Origin of the sequence: Aquirhabdus sp., assembly GCF_046462495.1 — a bacterium.
GTDB lineage: Bacteria > Pseudomonadota > Gammaproteobacteria > Pseudomonadales > Moraxellaceae > Aquirhabdus.
In genome coordinates this window covers 331,703-351,890 of sequence record NZ_JBKGVE010000007.1, presented here as the reverse complement: position 1 = coordinate 351,890, position 20,188 = coordinate 331,703, and the positions used below count along the sequence as shown (strand labels likewise).

At 45.8% G+C, this 20,188-nt stretch carries 14 protein-coding genes and 1 pseudogene; all 15 read right to left on the bottom strand.

Features of this window, described 5'->3' with window-relative positions:
* Positions 1-2: 2 nt before the first annotated feature.
* The 15 genes and pseudogenes from drmA to ribBA all read right to left on the bottom strand — a co-directional run bounded on the left by drmA (position 3) and on the right by ribBA (position 20,040).
* Entirely contained in the window at positions 3-3,434 is a 3,432-nt protein-coding gene (drmA, locus tag ACLHG7_RS09700; RefSeq protein WP_410210817.1) for a DISARM system helicase DrmA, read from the bottom strand.
* Positions 3,427-4,674: a DNA cytosine methyltransferase gene (locus ACLHG7_RS09695; RefSeq protein WP_410210816.1), complete on the bottom strand. Its 1,248-nt coding sequence runs from the start codon at positions 4,672-4,674 to the stop codon at positions 3,427-3,429. Before ACLHG7_RS09695 ends, drmA begins: the two co-directional genes overlap by 8 nt.
* Positions 4,671-4,886, bottom strand: a complete 216-nt coding sequence (locus ACLHG7_RS09690; protein WP_410210815.1) for a helix-turn-helix domain-containing protein — start codon at positions 4,884-4,886, stop codon at positions 4,671-4,673. Before ACLHG7_RS09690 ends, ACLHG7_RS09695 begins: the two co-directional genes overlap by 4 nt.
* A 127-nt stretch (positions 4,887-5,013) precedes the next feature.
* Positions 5,014-6,627 carry a Tn7-like element transposition protein TnsE gene (locus ACLHG7_RS09685; protein WP_410210814.1) on the bottom strand — a complete coding sequence of 538 codons (1,614 nt, stop codon included), beginning with the start codon at positions 6,625-6,627 and terminating at the stop codon, positions 5,014-5,016.
* Positions 6,620-8,140 carry a TnsD family Tn7-like transposition protein gene (locus ACLHG7_RS09680; protein WP_410210813.1) on the bottom strand — a complete coding sequence of 507 codons (1,521 nt, stop codon included), beginning with the start codon at positions 8,138-8,140 and terminating at the stop codon, positions 6,620-6,622. Before ACLHG7_RS09680 ends, ACLHG7_RS09685 begins: the two co-directional genes overlap by 8 nt.
* Positions 8,141-8,143: 3 nt before the next feature.
* Entirely contained in the window at positions 8,144-9,814 is a 1,671-nt protein-coding gene (locus ACLHG7_RS09675) for an AAA family ATPase (protein WP_410210812.1), read from the bottom strand.
* Positions 9,814-11,946 carry a Mu transposase C-terminal domain-containing protein gene (locus ACLHG7_RS09670; RefSeq protein ID WP_410210811.1) on the bottom strand — a complete coding sequence of 711 codons (2,133 nt, stop codon included), beginning with the start codon at positions 11,944-11,946 and terminating at the stop codon, positions 9,814-9,816. The genes ACLHG7_RS09675 and ACLHG7_RS09670 overlap by 1 nt, the downstream gene beginning before the upstream one ends.
* Complete coding sequence (locus ACLHG7_RS09665; protein ID WP_410210810.1) at positions 11,930-12,757, bottom strand: TnsA endonuclease N-terminal domain-containing protein; 828 nt, start codon at positions 12,755-12,757, stop codon at positions 11,930-11,932. Before ACLHG7_RS09665 ends, ACLHG7_RS09670 begins: the two co-directional genes overlap by 17 nt.
* 155 nt (positions 12,758-12,912) lie before the next feature.
* Positions 12,913-14,748 carry a glutamine--fructose-6-phosphate transaminase (isomerizing) gene (gene glmS / locus ACLHG7_RS09660; RefSeq protein WP_410210809.1) on the bottom strand — a complete coding sequence of 612 codons (1,836 nt, stop codon included), beginning with the start codon at positions 14,746-14,748 and terminating at the stop codon, positions 12,913-12,915.
* A gap of 137 nt (positions 14,749-14,885) precedes the next feature.
* Positions 14,886-16,259 (bottom strand): bifunctional UDP-N-acetylglucosamine diphosphorylase/glucosamine-1-phosphate N-acetyltransferase GlmU, encoded by a 1,374-nt coding sequence (glmU, locus tag ACLHG7_RS09655; RefSeq protein WP_410210808.1) that lies wholly within the window; start codon positions 16,257-16,259, stop codon positions 14,886-14,888.
* A gap of 68 nt (positions 16,260-16,327) precedes the next feature.
* Positions 16,328-16,804 carry a phosphatidylglycerophosphatase A gene (locus ACLHG7_RS09650; protein WP_410210876.1) on the bottom strand — a complete coding sequence of 159 codons (477 nt, stop codon included), beginning with the start codon at positions 16,802-16,804 and terminating at the stop codon, positions 16,328-16,330.
* 73 nt (positions 16,805-16,877) lie between these two features.
* Positions 16,878-17,855 carry a thiamine-phosphate kinase gene (thiL, locus tag ACLHG7_RS09645; RefSeq protein ID WP_410210807.1) on the bottom strand — a complete coding sequence of 326 codons (978 nt, stop codon included), beginning with the start codon at positions 17,853-17,855 and terminating at the stop codon, positions 16,878-16,880.
* Between the two features lie 90 nt (positions 17,856-17,945).
* Positions 17,946-18,398 (bottom strand): annotated as a pseudogene (gene nusB, locus ACLHG7_RS09640) (transcription antitermination factor NusB); the annotation flags it as partial.
* A 4-nt stretch (positions 18,399-18,402) separates the two neighbouring features.
* Positions 18,403-18,873, bottom strand: coding sequence for a 6,7-dimethyl-8-ribityllumazine synthase (ribE, locus tag ACLHG7_RS09635; protein ID WP_410210806.1), 471 nt, complete (start codon positions 18,871-18,873; stop codon positions 18,403-18,405).
* 63 nt (positions 18,874-18,936) lie between these two features.
* Positions 18,937-20,040 (bottom strand): bifunctional 3,4-dihydroxy-2-butanone-4-phosphate synthase/GTP cyclohydrolase II, encoded by a 1,104-nt coding sequence (ribBA, locus tag ACLHG7_RS09630; RefSeq protein ID WP_410210875.1) that lies wholly within the window; start codon positions 20,038-20,040, stop codon positions 18,937-18,939.
* Positions 20,041-20,188: the final 148 nt, after the last annotated feature.

Sequence of the window (20,188 nt, the reverse complement as noted above, 5' to 3'; positions counted from 1 at the left end):
CGTTACTCCTCATCACTCAGATAAAATGTCGCTGTAGGTTCGACTTCTCGTAACGATCCGGGTGTTGACCATTGTCCTTCGTTTTCAGTACCTGATGTCTTTAGCAATACTCGCGTATTATTTGGTGGTCGCTCGTCACTTTTTAGCCAAGAATATCGCAGTAAATCGTCGGCGTAGTGCGCCCAGTCGTCACGACTCGACATGAGTCTCTCATTCACCAGTTTGGCATTTTTCTTACCCACCAAATTCGCCGCACGCAAAGTAATATCTGTAATCATCAAATCAGTGCATGAAGATCCAGGATCAAAATTTTGTGCCTGTCCTTCTCGAGCCATGTTTTGCCCCCCCAATCGTTGCATTGCAGCAAAGGCTCCTCGCAGGCCCCTATCTAGCGCGCGTGAGGAAAAAGGTGTCACACTGATTGCCTCTACGTGACGGTAGAGTGCTGCATGATATGCTCGAAAATGTTCGTAATGAGAGAGATCTCTTGCACCCAACCAGTTGTACATGGTAATAACTAGACCAGGGTGTTTTCGACCGACACGGCTGGTAGCCTGAATATACTCAGCTGTACTTTTAGGCTGGCCAGTAACAACCATTAAACCCAATCGATCAATATCCACACCCACTGAAATCATATTGGTGGCAAGCAAAACATCGACGGGATACTGCTTATCTTTTTCACGAGGGAACTTATTATCCAACCGCTTTAACAAGCCAGGAATCCGCCAAGAATCGAGGCGACTAGTCAGTTCATCTGGATCATTTATATAACGTTGTGGAAAGCCTCGTTGTTGAGCTAAATACCGTAGACGTTTTTTGATATCGTCTTCCACCAGTCTTCGTGCACCGCCGAGGGCGCGAAGGCTATTAAAGTAGCCGACGACTGTTGCATACGGGTCGGCTGCTTCGTGGTCTCTAGTGACTTCCGCTTCTCCTGCTGCGAGTAGAGCCGCATATACTCTGACTAGTAAGGTTTTGGTACTGGATCCTGGAGCATTTATCCCCAGATATAAACGGCCAGCGGTTTTATCATCGTCTAATTTGATCTCTTGTTCTTTAGCAAAGAAAGAGTCTTTGGATGAAAGACCGCTGGGTGGAAAAATGGCCAGATCACGATTATAGAGTTGGCGAACTTGCTCACGAGCTCGTCGTATGGTTGCGGTAGAGGCAATGATTTTAGCTGGAATTGTAACCCCAGTTTCGACCTCAACACGTGTTAGAAAATCAATAGCTGTTTCATATAGGCCGACCATAGTACCCAGTGGTCCAGAAATCAGGTGAAGTTCATCCTGAATAATCAATTCTGGAGGAACTAAACGGCGTGCTGGTTGATCATCTTTAACCACTCGTTGATTTGGCTTTTCACCATGTCCTGGTGTCAGGTGGCCGTAGGTAGGACTGTATCTATCTCTTAACCCGAAGAGTGCTTGTGTCTCACCCTTAAACGGCATACGTGCAAATTTATCGACCGTGGCAATAACCAGCGATGGACACTCGCGGTAGATCTCATCATCCACGACCACGACAGGTAAGCCCTCATTATTTGATTTGCGTGCGCAAAACTCACATTTTGGATTAGGGCAGCGAACTAAAGTCCTGAGTCTTGCATTATCAAAATCATAGGTTTGGTTTTCAGGTTTACCTTGGGGAGTTACCAAGGATGTACCACAGCGTGGGCACGAAACCAATTGTATAGGGCTACCGTCCCTTGGTTTCTTTCCTTCATCCAAATCTTCCAGCGCTTTCCCAGAGGCTTTTGCGTCGTTCGGTGTAGTGGCTTTACCCACCCACAAACCAATCTTAAAAGGTTCTTTTCCCCATTTTTCAGGGGAACTTTTACGCACCAACTCACAAGCGCAGATCAGTGCAGTTGCACGCTGGAACTGCTGGACAGTCAGCAGTCGCAAAGTGTAGCGCATAATAATGGCTACCCCGGCACTTGAATCCAGACCGTTTACATCGCCGCGTAACCGACGATACGCCAAGGTAAAAGCGGCTAGCCCAAGGTAAGCTTCCGTCTTCCCGCCACCCGTAGGGAACCATAACAAGTCGACTAGTTTTCTATCCGCAGCAACTTTCTCACCATTTTTTGGCGTATTCACCATGCCAGCAATGTTGAGTAAAATAAAGCCTATCTGGAATGGTCGCCAAATGCGGTTATGGGGATGATCAAAATCGCTAGGGGCGCCGATAATTTCACCTTTATCGCGATTGCGACTAGCCCATATGGCGTGAATGCGTTGATCCCACATCACATGGTTAGCAAACAAAAACGCCTCAAATGCCTTGTGTTCATCTCTTATGATTTCTAGCCCTATCCGCATTCTACGAGAAGCATCTTCGCAAGATTCAATCAGTACTTTTGCCGTATCTTGATTTTCTTGAGAGGAAACAAAAAGGGCCTCTTTGGCTTCCTGCTTTCTATCCTCAACCCATTGCTCGTAGGATAAAACCAGAGGTTCGATAGCGTTGAACAAATCATTGGAAGATGAGATTTTGCTAAGTTCACGCATATCCAAGTTTAGGTCAGGAATATCACCACTTTGTGCAATTAAGCTTGGTACCTCAAAGTTAGGAACAAAGTCGGTGAAAAGGACACTAGCTCTATCACGCGCAGTATTTACACCATCCCATCCGACGGCTACACCATGACCAGTTGCAAACTCTTTAGCGTCACGGTAGAGAATGTTTGCAGTAGCAATTTCTGAGTCTTTAGAAATGTCCTTATCAAAATTTTTGGCGATAAATATTGGAGATTTATTCTCCGAAAATACCTCTAATTTTGGCTGCATTAACCACTGTTGATCCTTTGATTTGTCAGAGTCATCGCCTTTGGGGCGTCTATTGACCAAGAACAAGCTAATTGCTTTTGCCCCATCAATATGATGAATGACCCCTTCCAAAAACACTTGAGCGTCTCCATTGCCGTTTTCACTAGGCCTACTGAAGCCATCTGGCGTAATTGTAATTGCGGCCGGTGCATTGGATTTAGACAAAGGAATTGGGCAGAGCTTTCCTATTGCGTTAATAGGTATGCCTTCAACAAAAAATGATCGTTGATATCGTTGCCAATATGTTCCACCCTCAGACTCATCTTTTTCCCGCCGATAGTCTCCCCACGTAGCTTTTGCACTTATTACTTCAGTGTCGATGGGGACAAGGAAAGAAAGACCCATGGACGAAGGACTAAAGCCGACAATTAACGGGGGCTGAGGTTCATATTCCCCACCTTCGTCATCATCGATCCCAACGGCAAACTGATCATTTTCGGTTTCTGGAATTACTGTATCTAATGGAGCTAGCCGCCCAACGATATAACGAGTGGTTGGGAATTCTGTTAATGCTTCATCTACAGAAGAAGGTCCCATTAATTCGCGTGTAAGGGCTTCAAGAATTCGTGAACGTGATTCTCGTTTACTGCTATCAGGCATAGATGTGTTCCTTTTGTTCACGTTTTTGTGCTGCAGGACCTTTCCCTGTTCCAGGATGGGCATCGTGAGTGCCGACCAATGTTAAATACTTTTTAGGCACATCTTTAGGCTTTTCTGGTGAAGGGCAGTTATTCCTTTTTTCTGGAATGAGTTTGAGCTGTTTGCGAACACGTTCACCGAAAAATTGGCGACGTATCTCCAAGCCAAAAAATTCACCAATAGCGGGCGGAACGGCATTTCCGATTTGTTTATGCGCTGACCGTCGATCGCCAACAAATTTATAATCATCTGGGAATGTTTGGAGACGCGCGAGCTCTCGAATCGATAGCAATCTACCTTTCCAGTGGAAGGGGCCAGTAGCAGGGCCAGGTTGCGCCTGAATAGTCCAGCTGGGCTTGTCTTTAGCCAGCTTTAACAGAAATGACCAAAAACGTGTTCTCCAGCCAAACAGAGCTAATCCACCAGATTGTTCTGTGTGCCATAGATAATTCTGCCCCTCGGGTATTGTTGGCAGTAAATCGCCCCATTTTCCCGAAGGCTTTACTTCGTCAGGCCAGATATCGACATCCAAGTCGCCAATCGCGTCCCAAGCAGTTCTGTGTGGGTATTTTGTATTTTTTACAATAGACGGATCGAAGTGTGTGGCGACAGGAAGGTTGAATTGTTTACCATCCCTGCTTGCAATAATGAATACCCTTTCTCGGGACTGCGGTACACCATAATCTGCGGCATTTATTACTATTACATGAGGCTTGTAATTTGTTTTCTTTGCTTTGTTAATACTGTTTAACTCATTCAATAAGAGTTTTAAGCCTTCATCTTTTTCAGAAAAAGCTATCCCTTTAACATTTTCAAGCAGGATAACTTGCGGCAGAGCTTCGCGTACAATATCCAAGTAAGCCTTTAGGGTTTTAGCACGTGGATCAGTTAACCGATCAGTATCGCCAGTAACCCAGTAACCAGATTTTGAAAACGGTTGACAAGGTGGGCCACCAGCAAGAAGAGTCAGTTCTTTCGGTTTTAAGCCAGCTTGTTTCATTAATTCGGCTGGAGTTAATGCATGAATGTCACCAGGACAAGATAATTTCCATTTCGCATGATTTAAGACAAGCGTCTTCCGGGCGATATGATCTATTTCAACGCACAGTTTATTGGTAAAGCCTGCTGTACTCAAACCTAGATCAAGACCACCCGCACCACTGAATAGAGAAATCATTGTTTTGATAGGCTTGTTACTCATACATCATTCTCACTTTTTTGATATTCAAGTAACTCGCCGACTGTAATTGATAAATATTCGCAGAGTATATTTATCGTTTCTAAATCAATACGAATCAGGGTTTCATGGTACATCCTAGTTAGTGTCCCTCTGTTAATTCCAGTGTCTCTAGAGACGTCTGAAATTTTGAGTTTTCGCTCCCCCAATGCCTTAGAAAAGTGACATTTGATCATCAGGATATCGCCTACTTTGCTCTATAGAAGATCATTTTTCTTCAAATCAAAGCATAATACATCATTATGAGGTTCAATAAGCCATTCTTTGCATTGATCAGCCTAGTCGCTATGCCAAAGAAACAAATCATTGTAAGACCGATGCGAATCTACTCGCCCAACTCTCTAATTCAGTAGCAGATATTTGCTTACTCTTCTGATCTATTCTTGGATGATTCAGCTGCCAAATTTTGTTTTGGGAGACTTTTACCAAGCGTTTACGGGGCCATAGTAAAGACTTTGTGATCAACAGTTCTCGAATGTCTTTAAAATCTATAGCCCATTGACCCAGATCTTTGATTTGGAGTACTTGGGTTGAAAGTGGTTTGAAATTATCGGACGTATCGACTTCTAGTACGACATAGTGCTTTTGTTTGAGTGTAAACCTGATTTCTGCGATACAGCGTGGATTGCCGTCATTCTTCAAGTGCTTAGAAAAACCTTTTAAAGCAGGTAGTTTGTATAGTCGTAGCCCCATTGATGATGAAACTTCATGACGTGAACAGAAAAGCTCGATCATCTGCTGAAAAGCAACGAAGCGATCTAAATAAATATCCACATCATCACTTTCATCTTCCGCACCCTCAAATTCCCCTGGTGGCAAAACACCACCAGCATGAGGCTCATCTGTGCTCACATTTCCATTCCCAGAAGGATCTTCGGATTCTGGATTGGATTCGCCACTTTGAGATGAACCTCCTCGCGTTTGCTTTGTAACTTTCCGAGTTTCGATTGGGTTGATAAAGTTAAAGAGAGTCTGAGTTGTCTCAATAATAGCAGGGGCTCCATCATCAGAAGCATCTTCATCATCACTTGCCGTGGGTTCTTGTCCAGTAGAACTTCCATCTTGTCGTGCGCCACCCTTTGAGCCTTTTCCGAGCTGCTTAAATTTCTCGTGCCAAAAATCTACAGAGTTAGATACTCTACTAGAGAGATTGCTGATGGCCGTAATTTCATTCACAAAAAATTCTGACGTTTCAGGTTTGAAATAACCGTAGGCATCGAAGATGATATTTATGAGCATTGGAGGATCGAAGCTGAAATTCCAGTGTCGATAGTTCTTTGAGTCATACCCATATTTTGTGCAATGTTTGGCAATACTCTCGTAGGAGTGCCTAACTTCCTGATCCAGAAGTATCCAAGACAAAATCCTTCTGATACCTGCGTCGTTAAAATGTGAAATGGGGAAGCTACAAGAAGGTAGAATGTTGATTAATGTAGAGTCTTGCTGAGGCTGGATATCAAAATCAATGCCAAGAATGTTTTCATGAAGTGCTGATCGGGATAAGTAGGCTGTAAAAAAGAATAAAGCCCGCGCCAGCTCAAGTTGAGGAAGATGGATCGTAACAGACTGTTTTAACTTGGAGTTTTTATCAAGCCAATTGGCCTTAAATATAAATTTATTCAACTGAAATGTGGTCTGAGTTTGATTGGATTCTCGATTGAGCGAACTGATCCAATTTTGACTGGAATCTACTTGGAACCTCAGATGAAACCCAGAAGGTGAGTGAGCTTCAGTAGGATTGATCAACCGCCGTTTGGCTAGCATCGTAGCATTAGAAAATAGTGTATTGCGATGTTCGCGAATTTCATCGTGAGATATGCTTAAGTTGATCCTCCACTCAGGAGTTTCGGCCCTTCTGAAAAGACCCCCAATCTGTTCGATCCTTGCATCCTTAGGAAACCCTTTAGTTTTATTCATTTTCCATCCTTAAAACACACATTAAGAAAAAATTGGCATCTGCCGTCAACCGTTCATCACTAAGACCTGATCGACGCAGAACAACCCAACGTTTTAGTTCCTCACCGCCTTTCTTGAGCGTGATGATCGTGCGTGTAATTCGACGAATTTGGTAGCAACCAATGTCCTCACAGTATCGATCCAGAAATTTTCTGGTGATTGGTAGGTTCTTTAGGTTTTTTTCGATTGTTTTAGAATGCTTGATTTGAGCAAGCAACCATCTCTTTGACCAGCGAGGTAGGCTTAAGTCGAGGGCGGCTGCATCACGAATCTGTACGAGCTTTTTCATAACAGCTTTATCCCGAGATACCCAATCAACAGTGCTGCCTTGGGAAGTGGGTTCGGCGTAATAGAGTTGGTTCTGTTGTAAAAGCCAAGTCTTGTCATGCCGATAGAGCCAAGCATATAGAGCTCCATGCTCGTGCCGTGACTGCTTGATACCATATTTCTTAATGGCCTCCTTCCAGCAGTTTCGGCTCGTTGACAATTGAAGGGAGTCCAATGACTCTGTGATTTGGGGTGTATCAGAAGCCCTTATCGCTTTTTGATAAGACTTGACCTTGGTTAGGATGGTGGTGAAATCCCAAGGTTGTTGCTGTAAAGCATCTAGCACAACAATATGTTCTAAATAACTAAAAGACTTACGGTGTTTCCTAAAAATCGTTTTGAGCCAGCTCGATTCAGACTCAAGATCATAGAGGTTATTTTGGATCAACCATTGCTGCGGCCACTTCGCGCAGATTCTGGCACGGATCTCTGCATAGTCGATTTGATGCTTACCACGCAGACAATGTGCTTCTCTAGCAAGATCCTTATAAAAAATTGTCCATTGGTCAAAGTCTGCTGATGGTGAACTAGGGATTTTTAGAATGTCACTGACATGTTCGGTAATACCCTTGATCAATGGACTAGACATACTTTGCTGTAGCGATGGGCAAATCTCAGGGCCAGATGGCACGAACTGATGTCGATGATACGCTCGGTTTTCTAGCTTCGCATTGAGCAATGAACCATGTTTTAAACAGCAGTCAGCGCCTCTAATCTGCCAGATTCTTGACCAATAAAATTCACCATGTTTCTGAAGTTGTTCATCAAGGCATTGGGGACAATATCGTAATGAGTCCAACTGCTTAATCCGAGATGCTGCGACACCCAGCGCAAGATGAATAGAGCCCTGTGATAGCCCTTGCATCCATTGCAAGCAATGCTGCCGACGATCTTCAGGTATGAATAAAGCATATAGAGGAAATAGCGTGTGTTGATAAGCCAGAGCTTCTAATTCATATTTGGGTTGTGGCAGAAGCTGCGTCAGCTTTAGTAGATGATTGGGGAAATCAATGGTCGCTATCACTTTGCGATTGCCAAAAACCTCGTCCAGTAATTGCTTAGGGCTAGTGATGGCAAAATGAATCCCTGCCCGTGCAATGGTGCTATAAAGTAGCTCATCGGGATAAGGCAATGGGAAATTCAGCACGGGTTAACCTGCTTGCCGTACCCATGATCCGATATCAAAGATCATGCCTGTAGGTTTTAACTGGTCATAAAAGCTTGAGTCTTTGGGCACTTGAGAAAAAAGGAAACGCAGATCTGTAGACCCAAGCGTATGCCATTCTTTCGGCTTGATCTTTTCTGTTTTTGCTGGTGCTTCCTGAGGTTTTAGAGAATCTGTTTCATTCAACCATGCCATCACAATGGGCATCATTTTTTGCATGTTGAGATTAGGATGGTCTGCAAATGCGCGTTTAACTAAGGGCACTATTAGATCTGACCGATAATCCATACTGATCAACAGATTATGTAGACGTTCAGCTTGTTCATGACCATTGTAGAAACTGGAGCTTTCCTCCAGTTCATCGTAATGCTCAGCGATTTTGGCTTGTAACAAGAGTAGCTTTTTATCAATATCGGGAATAACTAGGTCTGAATAAGCTGCAATCTTCTCAGGATCCCCAGAGCGTAGGGCCTCAATCATGGGATGCACAGGCTTGAGCTCATCCTGATAGACCTGCTTTAATAACTTGGTCGTGATCCGTTCAAGACCCGTCGTGATTGCCCGATGTTGGGCGAGTACGAAAAGTTTAACGACGATATCGAGCACACCTTGTGACAGATCAAACCAGCAGGCGCGAATTTCCTCGCTCAACGTCAAATCACGGTGTTTGAGCCACTGGTATTTCCACAACGCATTGGTAAATGCGATCCATTCAGTTTTCATCAACCTACCAGTGTCAGGGTGAGTCTGAGGCGTTTCATCCTTCATAGGATCCCAACAGATCGAACCAAACCCAGCACCACGGCGGGCAGAACGTAAATCCCCTTCAAAGATAAAACGCGCTTTTGGCGTTCCGACCATGACAACGGGAAGACCAACGACGTTGACTAACGTGACAAAGAAATTCAACATTTTTTCTGCGCCACCCGACCGATTCAAACTCAGATGTTGAATCTCATCAATAATGAGTACGCCAATCGCATGCACGTTAGCGATCTGACGCATCAAGTTCAGGAGTGTTTCAACACTATGGCGTTTGAGGGCATATTTACGTTCATAATCCGTGTGTAATGCGACATCTATAGCTCTGAAGAAATGTAAGCACAGGTTTTTAAGCGATCCATCATGTGGACAGTCGATTTTTAGATAAACAAGCTGCGTGAAATTATATTTTTCATGATAGATGACCTGAGGATAGGTCGCCAAAATACGGTTGAGCGTGGTGCTTTTACCACTACCCGAGCACCCCATGAATGATAGACTCCGTGCAGTTGATTTTGCACTCTCAAATCGATAAACGTCTGCACTCCCAGCCATGACTCGTTCATAGCCATTTTGCAAATGAGCGTTTAATAAGCCATTCTCCAAATTGCGACCCACATATCCTTCACGAATCATGATGGAAAGTTTGCTCTCTAGCTCGATATGACGGGCTATGGGCTGGAAAAAATTATTGAGAAGTTGAGCGATGAGATGTGCCCGAACAGTTCCCGGCTTAAAAATATCCTGCTCATCATAGACGACGTTACCTTGCAATCCAGCCTTGATTTGGGATGGTTCTAATATGGGGGGAAGTGCCTCAATGAGCGGATTCCCCACATATTGCCCAAAGCTGTCCTGATAGACCGCATTCACAAAATTACGAGGGAGAGTCATTATTCATCCTCATCGAAAAGTTCATTGATGAAACTTGGATAACGCACCTGTTCATCATCTGCAGCATTATTCTGAACAGCGCGTGGAGGCTTTTTGACCTGCTTCGGCATAGGGATAACTTCCCCCATCTGCTGCTCAGGGATATTCTGATCAGGAGAGGGATTTTTTGTTCCATTTTGGCGTTCTGTCTGCTTTGCTTTATGCCGATTTGGGCGTATTGCTGAGATGCGTTCTTTGTTGGAAAGATGAACTGTTGAAGCCCCCTTTTTTTCCGCCGACTTGATGAGGCGATCAATCTGCTCCTCAAGCTTGTGCAACTCTGCGTCTGCAGTAACCTTATGGCTGGCCATCGTAGTCTTTTGTTCGGGTTTAGCTTGCCAGACATCCCAAAATGAGCAACCTTCAAATTCGCGTGAGCGCGGAGAAAGCTCACCTATCCAATGTTCAATGCTGTTCTCATCGAAAAAGATATAGATTCTCGCAGTGCTTCTAGGATCATAGGCAACCTGCAGCGATGAAGGGCGACTGACTGTTTTTTTACGATGCAACCACCCACGATTAACAACTTCCGAAGATGAGTAGTACACTCCAAAAATATTAATCCCCAAATCAGAAACAGTGGCTTTGGTTCTAGGTAGTATTGCAACATACAACGCATCTTCGGAGACAACTCTTAAACGCCCCGTACGATGCTGTACTCCCCAATTCCATAGGGCTAACGGAATGATCGGGAGATCATTCGGCATATCAATATCGCGGTCATACTTTGTGAGAGTATGGTATTGATTATGATAAAGAACGGAGCCGATGATGATTTGGGTGAAATCATAAATCGTTAACTTGGCATCCAGTCGGTAATCAGATCCACCGCGTTTCTTCTCTTTTACTCCTTCGACCACGCCTGGTGCAAAGGGTTTAAAATGTGCCTGAGATGTTCGAAAATGACGCTCAACGATCCCTTTAGCATCTCCACGATAAGGAGGGGCATTCTCGATACGAACCGAGAAGCTTCGTTCCAGAGCTTCGATTTGATGTCCCAGCAACTCCCCACGATCAGCAAGAATGGCATCTGGCAATCCTGCTACTGGCCATTGTTCTGACGTAATTTTAAAGCCGTAACGTTCACAATAAGCAACCTTGTCAGTCATTGCCATGGTTAAGGCTTGCATGGCCGCAACATAGGAAGGATTTTCCAAACCGATATAGAGTCCCGCAACCATCCGACTAAAAACATCGATTACAAAATAGACTGTCGGGCGACCAATAATATTTTGTCTAGAGGAATCAGACACTAAATAAACATCAGCAATAGTGGCATCAATTTCAAAGCGCGATCCTGGGCCAAGTACCTGTGTATTGGATGTGGACAATAGTGGTCTGATATCTTTTTTATATTCAATGTCACGATAACGCTTTTGTACCTGTTCGACTGCGCCATACTCGCGATCATAGAAGTGTTTTAATTGCCAAATGCTTGGAGTTTCTTCAACTGGCATATCTGGATACAACGTTGTATACCGCGCTTTAAATTTGCGGTGAGCATAAGGAAAAGAGTGCTTTTCATCTGTGAGAATATAGGTCTCAATGATTGTGCGGAACAAACGCTCGATTTGAATATCGACATTCTTGCCAACCCCAGGGGCATACTTCCTTGGTCTTCCGAGTTTTGCGTCTTTAGGCGTTTTCTTGACGCCTTTTGCACCAGAGTTTTTATAGTCTGGGATTAGCGCATTGGGTGTTTGACCACGTTGCCAATACCGACGTGCCAATCGATAAAGCGTTTGCTTGGTTGAGCCCTGTTCTTCAATAATCTGATGCATCATTGCAGAACGTATTCTTGGGATGTAATACTGAGGATGCTCAATCAAAGGTTTAATTAGGTTGTGATTTTCATCACGTTTTAACTGATTCGTTGAACCTGATTCTGGAGACTGGAATACAATATCTTGAAAAGGATCCGGTGCTCGCTCAATCTTCCCTTGCTCGATAGCTAAAATTAATTCATCTTTATCGACCTGAACAGGAAAGGCCGTATCCTGATCCAAGGATATCCAAACAACTGAGCTAGGTAAGATACTCAGGATGCGGAAATGTTCATTCTCACTCAGAAATACATCATTGATTCGCAGCATGACGCACTCCTGACCACAATAATGCATCGCCCAGTTCCAGATCCGATGCCTTTAGTTGTCTTACTAGTCGGGATATATCGAATTTAAAAAAACGTTGAGCAAGCAATTCTCTGATTTCAAATAAAGATTGTCCCAGTTCAAGGTTGTAGGCGGAGTCGATTATTTTGGTAATCGTGATGAGGCTTTTTTCTGGCTGCTTATTAAGCTGTTCAGCATAAAAAGTTACTTTTTCGAAGACATCTGCATAAGGCAAAGCAGCCCTGCTGGCAGGGTATAGCCATTTAATGTTTTCTAGAACTACAGTGGGAATTTCCTGTTCAGTCACCAGAAACCAAGGAATTCCTTTTTGTGCCCAATACCGACGCTCAATTTCTAGTTTTTCAATGGTTCGAGCATCTTGTAAAGCGGTGCTATATTTTACCTGGATAGCGTACTTAGATTGATTCTTATCAGAGCTATTGACCAGAAAATCTGAAGTCATGATCTGGTCAGATCCTCTGACGGCAGGATGGGCTATGCCATTTTCGATTGCGATCTTCTGGGTATCTTCTAATTTAAGTGGAAATTGCTCTCGTAGATCTGTGGTGGATGGATGCCAATCCAACATGAGGAAAACAGCAAGCTCAACGTCAGATAATAAATGATGGGTTCGTTTAGTTTTGTGCCCAAAAACACGATGCGAGCGTCCTTCGGAGCCTAGATCTCGGACTGTTAACCATGGCTTATAGTCAGATCCGTGGCCCGCGCCACGACCTTCTTTAATCCATTTCTGATTCTGAATAGCAGAATTACCAACGAGTCTTTTAGCCATAAAAAAGCCGCTCAGTCATGCTCCTAGATTTTAACATAACATATGCGGCTTTTTTGATCAATACAGTATGATACTTTATTACTTAGTATGACACTCTATTACTCAGTATGAGTCTTTATTACTCTCCCACAGCATGCAGGGAAGTGATTCGCGGATTATTCTACAGTCACACTCTTCGCCAGATTACGGGGCTGATCCACATCAGTACCGCGCAATACAGCAACGTGATAAGACAGCAGTTGCATCGGAATACTATAAACAATCGGTGCCACTAAGCCTGAAATCTTTGGCACATACAGCACATGAACACGCTCTTCGGCTTTGATCTCGCTATCTACATCCGCAAAGACAAACAATTCTCCACCACGCGCCTGCACTTCCTGCATGTTGGATTTAAGCTTGTCTAAGAGATCGTCTTGCGCGGCGAGTACTACAACTGGCATATCTTTATCGACCAGCGCCAGAGGACCATGTTTGAGCTCGCCAGCTGCATAACCTTCGGCATGAATATAAGAAATCTCTTTGAGCTTTAGTGCGCCTTCCAAAGCGATTGGATACTCAATACCGCGACCCAAGAACAGTGCATGGCGACGTTCTACAAAAGCATGAGACATTTTCTCAATCAATGGATCAAGTGCCAAGGCCTCATTGACTGCATTCGGGACATGCCACAGTTGTTCAATGATGCTTGCTGACTCAGCTGGGGTGAGACGATTTTGTTCTTGCCCTACTTTCAGTACGAGCAGCATCAAGGCTGCAAGCTGAGTCGTAAATGCTTTGGTGGATGCCACACCAATTTCAACACCCGCTTGCGTGAGCAAATGCAGATCTGTTTCACGAATGAGTGATGAGGTTTTGACATTACACAGTGCGAGATACAACAGATTATCATCAAGCGTGGACTGTGCTTTTACATCACGCAGTGCCGCGAGGGTATCGGCGGTCTCACCCGATTGCGAGATACAAACCAATAACGTATTGGGCAGGACGACAGGTTCGCGATAGCGGAACTCGCTGGCGATTTCCACTTGGCAAGGCAGCTTCAGGAGCTTTTCAAACCAATAGCGCGCGACCATTCCTGCATGGAAACTGGTGCCACACGCAATAATCTGAATCTGTTTGACATGCGCCAAGCGATGCGCTTGTTCACCCAAAAAGTCTTTATGTAAGCTGTCGCCAGTAATGCCGGCTGCTAAAGTGCGGGTTATCGCATCGGTTTGCTCATGGATTTCTTTGAGCATGTAATGCTTATAGCCACCTTTATCACTGGCGCTGTCGCTGGCATCAATTTCATGCGAAGTCCGGTTGGTCAGTACACCATTCTGATAAATCTCAATGTTGTCGCGAGTCAGGCGCACCACATCTTTTTCTTCAAGATAGATAAATCGATTGGTGACTGGCAAGAGTGCCATTTGATCAGAGGCGACAAAATTCTCGCCAATACCGAGACCAACAACCAGCGGTGAACCGGCACGTACTGCAATCAATTCATCGGCATTTTGACTACTGACCACACCCAGCGCATAGGCACCATGCAATAGTGGGATCACGGATTGGACAGCGGCAAGCAGTGTTGAGTGCGTATGCATCGCGCGATGAATCAAGTGAGCAACCACTTCCGTGTCGGTCTGTGAGGTAAAAACGAAACCTTCGGCTTGGAGCTCAGCTTTCAAAACGGCGTAATTTTCAATGATTCCGTTATGCACAACCGCAATCGTGCCCGAAGTATGCGGATGAGCATTGATGACGGAGGGCTCGCCATGTGTGGCCCAGCGGGTGTGTGCGATGCCCAGTGCACCGTGCAATTGCTTGCCAATCACAGCATTCTCAAGTACTGCGACTTTACCAACTTGGCGTTCACGGATGATGTCGCCGTGATCAATCAAAGCTACACCAGCGGAGTCGTAACCGCGATATTCGAGTCGTTTAAGCCCTTCAACTAAAATAGGGGCCACGTTACGTTCCGCGATTCCGCCGACGATTCCACACATAGATGTTTTCCTACAAAAACAATCGCGGCGGAGGATGATCCGAGCGCGCGATTATTCATAAAATGAATTCAACAGTTATTAGCTGATAAGGTTAAATCATAAGCAATTTGCAATCAATTCATATTTGCAATATTTTGTTACATCTTCTTCTTGGGGCGTTCATAGCCTTCGATTACACGCTGTAAACCGCGCGCAACAGCCAGCGCACCTGCAGGCACATCCTTGGTGACGACGGAACCTGCACCGACTGTGGCGTTGTCTCCAATATTGACTGGTGCGACCAGTGAGCTGTTGGAACCAATAAATGCCTGTGAGCCGATCACGGTCTGATGTTTGTTGGCGCCGTCGTAATTACAGGTGATGGTGCCTGCACCAATGTTGCTGCCCGAGCCGATGAGCGCATCTCCGATATAGGCCAGATGATTGGCTTTGCTACCTCGGCCAACACGGCTATTTTTGACTTCGACAAAGTTGCCGATATGTGTGTCATCGGCCAGTTCAGTGCCCGGACGTAATCGTGAGAAGGGTCCAATCGCAGCATTGGCACCGACGGTGACGTCGTCAAGCACGCTATAGGGCAGAATTTTGGTGCCCGCACCGACTTTGGCATTTTTAAGATGAGAACCTGCACCGACTTGTACGCCATCACCGAGGTAGCAATCCCCTTCAATAATGACATTGATATCAATCTGCACATCCTGACCGACAGACAGATGACCACGTAGGTCAAAGCGAGCAGGATCAAGTAAAGTCACGCCTGATTTCATCAGTTGTTGGGCTTGATGGAGCTGCCACTGACGTTCAAGATCTGCCAGTTGTAGGCGGTCATTGATGCCTTCGACTTCAAAGGCATATTCCGGCTGAATACTGCCGATCTCAATGCCATCTTTGGAGGCCAGTGCAACGATGTCGGTGAGATAGTATTCTCCTTGCGCATTGTTATTTGACAATTGCGGCAACCAGCGATGCAGCAGGGCATTATCGACGGCATAAATGCCTGTGTTGACTTCGGTAATGGCTTTTTCTTTGTCGTTCGCATCTTTTTGTTCCACGATGCGGGTGATCAAGTTTTTGCGATCGCGAACGATACGACCATAGCCCGTTGGGTTGTCTAAATTTAGCGTGATCATCGCGATTCCGCCTGCAGCTGCCTCAAGCAGACGGTGCAGTGTTTCAGCGCGAACTAGGGGGACGTCGCCATAGAGAATCAGGCTTTTTCCTGTTTCAGGTAAGACGGGCAGGGTCACTTGAACGGCATGTCCAGTCCCTTTTTGCTCGGCTTGCTCAACCCATTCAATGATTTGTTCTGTGGATTTATTTTTAAATGCGGCTTTGACTGTTTCGCCGCCATGACCATAAACGGTAATGATTCGGTCGGCTTCAATCCGTGTGGCCTGAGCGAGGACGTGTGCAAGCAAAGGCTTTCCGGCAAGGGGCTGTAATACTTTAGGCAGACGCGAGTTCATTCGCGTTCCTTTGCCTGCTGCCAGAATGATTACACTTAATGTCATGTCGCCGATCTCCATTTTGTATCGTACTATTTTTACTCAGTTATTCATTGGTACTCTATGAGCCAACGTTAGGCTATATGTAAAGCCAGCCAGCCCCAAACGGCAAACATTGCCATTAATCCTGCTAAAATATCATCAAACATGATACCAAACCCACCATGCACGTTGCGATCAAAGTAACGAATCGGCCACGGTTTCCAGATATCAAACAGCCTAAAGAAAACAAAAGCGAGGGCGACATTGAGTAACGTGACTTGGGCAAAGAAAATGAGCGGGATAATGGCCATCGATTGACCGACAAATTCATCCCAGACAATGCGCCCATCATCATGCACGCCCATCAGTTGTGCAGTTTTTCCACAAATGGGGATGCCAATAATCGCGGCAAGAGCGATCACTACGATGGACCAATCAGTGCCTAATAATATCCATAGCGGGATGAAAATCAGGACCGCAATTGAGCCTGCGGTGCCTGGTGCTTTAGGTGATAAACCTGACCCTAAACCGACACCTAAAAAGTAAGTCAGCTTTTCTAATACGCTCATGTTTTTAAATAGGACGGCTGCAGAACCCGTGCTGATGTTTTTTTTACGGGGCTGAAGGCTTGGTGAGTGATCACTATTCAAAATGTCTAAATCCCTGTTGAGTCAGAATAAATGGCTTTTGCTGATACAAAACGGTCAGGTTATTTTGTGGATGTTCATTTTTATTGTGATCACTGGCATTGATCTGACCGATGACGCTGAGTGGCAGATTGCTGTCATCCCATACACTTTGCAGGATAGCAAATTTTGATGGAGAAATGGTGAAGCAGAGCTCGTAATCATCACCACCGCTTAAGGCAAGTGCCGCACGTTGTTCAGGATTTAACGCCGCCAAGGTGGGTGACAATGGCAAATCTTCCAGATGAATCTGACCCGAAACGCCACTTGCCCTTAGGATGTGACCTAAGTCCTGAGCCAAGCCATCGGAAATATCGAGCATTGCCGAAGCATATCCACGTAAAGCAAGACCTAAAGCAAGACGTGGGGTTGGGCGATCAAGGCGAGCCTTTAGTTCAGGATCAAGAGCCGAGCTGCTCAGATGTTGTAAGGCATAGGCGGCATCCCCCAGCGTTCCGGAAACCACAATAAGGTCTCCTACTTGTGCGCTACTACGTAAGATGGCCTGCCCCATTGGCACCCAACCTAAAGCAGTCACCGTGAGGCTTAAAGCCTGTCCACGCGTGGTATCACCACCAATGAGTTTGACGTGAGCGGCATCGCAAAGGGCAAACAAGCCTGCGGCTAGCGGTTCTAGAAAATCAGGATTGGCTTCAGGCAGGGTCAGCGCAAGGAGAATACTATGCGGTTTTGCACCCATGGCTGCGATATCGGATAAGTTGACCGCAGCGGCTTTCCAGCCTATGGAATAGGGATCGGTATCAATCGGAAAGTGACGTCCAGCAATTAAGGTGTCTGTGCTGATCACCAACTCGTGGTGTGCGGGAGGTGTCAGTATTGCCGCGTCATCACCGATACCCAGTAGAATGCCCGATGGTGCAGGACTGTTTTCAGGTCGTTGAAAATATCGGTGTATGAGCGAAAACTCATCCATGATCAGTGATCAGAGGGAGTCAAGATCAGTGGAATCACCATCAGTTTGCGGTTGTGCTGCAGCTTTACGCGCTGCACGCCCCGCAGCAAACTCTTCAGGACGAAGCTGGCGTGCCAGTTTGTCGAGGACACCATTGATATATTTATGACTGTCGGTGGCGCCGAAATGTTTAGCAAGTTCAACCCCTTCATCGATCACGACGGCGTAGGGGATCTCGAGACGTTCGCGCATTTCATACACGCCGAGCAACAGGATCGCACGCTCAACGACATTCAAAGCATCCAATTCACGGTCAATCGCTGGATCTAAGATTTCGTCCAGAGATTCATTTTGCTGAATGGTTTGGCTGAGTAGTTCGTGATAATAAAAAATATCAGTCTTGTTCATGTGATTTTCGGAGCGCGTGCGCGCCTCAATCTCATGTGCAGGATTATTGGTCAGGAGCCACTCATAGAGTCCCTGCATCGCAAAGCGACGCGCTTTGCGCTTGGCGGCAAAGGTGGTGGGATACCCTTTGATGAGGCTTTCGCGGTTAATCGTCATGAGATCAAATCGCCTTAAGCAGGTTAACCATCTCGATGGCAGTCAATGCAGCATCCGAACCTTTGTTGCCTGCTTTGGTGCCGGCACGTTCAATGGATTGTTCAATGCTGTCGGTGGTTAATACACCGAAGATCACCGGTAAATTATATTCCAGACCAATCACGCCCAAACCTTTCGCACACTCACCTGCAACAAACTCAAAGTGTGGTGTACCGCCACGAATGACTGCACCGAGCACAATGATGGCATCATACTTGCCACTTGCCGCTAATTTTTTCGCGACTAAAGGGAGTTCCCATGCACCGGGTGCACGAATGATGGTGACGTTTTTGTCATCGACACCATGGCGTTTCAGGGTATCAAGTGCGCCTTCCAGCAAAGATTCAACGATAAAGCTGTTAAAGCGGCCGACGAGTACCGCATATTTGCCTTCATTACCTTGGTGCAGTTGGCCTTCAATGACTTGGATGGTCATGGTGTAATTCCTTAAATCTAATGAGAATAATAAATCAATAAAAAATGGGGTCTTTAAAAAATATTAAACGTTTACGGGATTGGATGCCACATAATCAACGATTTCAAGCCCAAAACCCGACAAGCCGTTAAAGCGAAGTGGGGAACTGAGCAAACGCATTTGCTGTACGCCGAGATCACGTAGAATTTGAGCACCCACGCCAATCGAACGATAATGCGCAGATGAGCTCGCCGGTGTGGGCTGCTGGAGGGCATCCAGTGCTGCGCCAAAGTCGACTTGTTCGCCTTGGCTGATCCACACCAAGACACCACGTTCGCTGGCTGCGATGGTTTTAAGTGCGGCATCCAGTGTCCAATTCGGTTTGCCTTGGCAATGCACTTGAAACAAATCACGCAGTGGATTGAGCGCATGCACACGTACGGTGGTGATACCTTCAGTGGGCACGCCACGTACTAAGGCGACATGAGTATCTGGGCTGCCCTGTTCTTTGTAGCGATGCAGCGTAAATTCACCATATGCGGTCTGGATTTTTTGTGTTTCGACGCGTTCAACAGTTTGCTCATTGAGCATGCGATATTGAATTAGATCGGCAATCGTGCCCATCTTGATGCCATGTTTCGCTGCAAAAATTTCTAAGTCGGGACGGCGTGCCATCTCACCATCTTCATTGATGATTTCACAGATGACCGATGCCGGTTCAAGGCCGGCTAAACGCGATAAGTCGCAACCGGCTTCAGTGTGACCCGCACGGTGGAGTACACCGCCGGGCTGCGCCATCAAAGGGAAGATGTGACCCGGCTGCACGATATCCGCAGGTTTTGCCATTGGTGCGACAGCGGCTTGAACGGTACGGGCACGTTCTGCCGCAGAAATGCCGGTGGTGACGCCATTGGCTGCTTCAATCGATAGCGTGAAGTTGGTGCCATGGGCTGCGCCATTGCGTTCAACCATGAGCGGTAAATTCAGTTGGGCACAGCGCTCACGGGACAGGGTTAAACACACCAATCCACGCGCATGGGTAATCATGAAGTTGATATCTTCAGGACGTACATGCGTTGCCGCCATGACCAAATCGCCTTCATTTTCACGATCTTCGTCATCCATCAAGATGACCATGCGACCGGCACGGATATCCGCAATCAGCTCTTCTACGGTATTGAGCTTGATCGTGCTACTTTGAGCTGGGTTTGAGGCATTAGATGTCATGAAAAAGACCTTACAACGAGAGAGGGCATTTAAGGACCGCTATTCTAGCCGATTTTGCAAGGCTTGGATTGATTTTGTGAGTCATTCATTGTAAGAGTGCTTTGTGTGC